We start from the raw sequence: 1,407 nt of genomic DNA on the forward strand, positions 1-1,407 counted from the left end.
CGACACGTTACCGCCGTGCTCGCCGGGGTCGGTCTGACCCAGATCGCCCTGCACGCCACATTCGCGATCATGTCGCACAACGCGCTCACGTCGCACAGTGCGGACATGGCACCCGCGGCGGTACTCCACGACGGCGTCGCGATGACCGCCGTGCACGCCGTGGCGGCCGGGCTTGTCGCCAGCATGCTCCGCCGAGCCGAGAAGGGGCTGTGGACCACGACCGTCCTGCGCTCGGCGGTCGTCCGGTTCCGGATGCTTTCCCGCTGCGCCGGCCTGCTGTTCCAGGCCGCCCGCAGGTTCGCCGCCATGCTGAGCGTCCTGCTCACGATCGGACCGGACGCTGTCCGCGCCGCCGGCATGCCCGGCAGGTGTCCACCCGCCGCGTCCACACCGTCGGCGTCCATGGGCGGACGCCTGTTCGTCCGCGCCGGCAGGCGGCGCGGGCCGCCGTCCGTCCGTACGGCCACCGCCGGCTGAACCCACTTGCGGGTCCGGCCGGAACCGGCCTGCCGCCACGCGTTTCCATCCGCCCCGCGCCACCCTGCCTCGCCTCCGGACAACGTCACCTCCGGACAACGTCCGCCGTCGGATCGGCCAGCTCGGTGAGCACCTGCTCGGCGTGCGCCCCGCATCCGGACGTCCGCCGTCGGATCCGGCGGCGGCGAGCGTGCCCCGGACTCCTCCGGTGTCGGCGTGCCGCTGCCGTCCACCGGTCGGGCCCGCCGGTCGGGCCCGCCGCTTACGCCGGTGGGGTGTGCGCGTGTCCGGGTCAACGCTTCGTACGCACGTATCCCCGCAGCCTCCTCCGGCGGCGTGAAAAAGCATGACTGTGTCGTCGGCAGGAGGCAGGTTTCCCGAGAGGATCAGTATGTCCCGCACCACCCGTGGCATAGCCGTGCTCGGCGCCGCCCTCACCGGTGTGATCGCCTTTGCGCTGCCGGCGTCCGCACATGTCACCGTGCAGCCGAAATCAGCCACTGCCGGCAGCTACACCACTGTGTCGTTCAAGGTTCCGACCGAACGGGACGACGCGTCCACGACCAAGCTGGAGGTGCAGTTCCCGGCCGACACCCCAATCAGCTCGGTGTCGATCGAGCCGCACCCGGGCTGGAGCTACGAGGTTGCGAAGACCAAGTTGGCCCAACCGATCAAGAGCGACGACGGATCCATCTCCGAGGTGATCGCTCAGATCACCTGGATCGCGTCCTCCACTGACACGGCGATCAAGCCGGGCGAGTTCGCCGTGTTCAACGTCTCGGCCGGACCGCTGCCCGACAAGGCAGGCACGCTCGCGTTCAAGACCCTGCAGACCTACAGCAACGGCGAGGTCGTGCGCTGGATCGACGTGGCGCAGCCGGGTCAGAACCAACCCGAGCACCCGGCACCGGTGCTGACCCTCACCGCGGC

Annotated in this window: 1 protein-coding gene and 1 pseudogene; both read left to right on the plus strand. The window is 70.4% G+C overall.

Features of this window, described 5'->3' with window-relative positions:
* Window positions 1-477: pseudogene (locus DD1DGNOD_RS25755) on the plus strand (hypothetical protein); the annotation flags it as partial.
* A 418-nt stretch (window positions 478-895) separates the two neighbouring features.
* On the plus strand, window positions 896-1,407 hold a 512-nt coding region (locus DD1DGNOD_RS25760), incomplete at its 3' end, for a YcnI family copper-binding membrane protein (RefSeq protein ID WP_241255995.1).

The organism is Candidatus Protofrankia californiensis, assembly GCF_900634765.1.
Classification (GTDB): domain Bacteria; phylum Actinomycetota; class Actinomycetes; order Frankiales; family Frankiaceae; genus Protofrankia; species Protofrankia californiensis.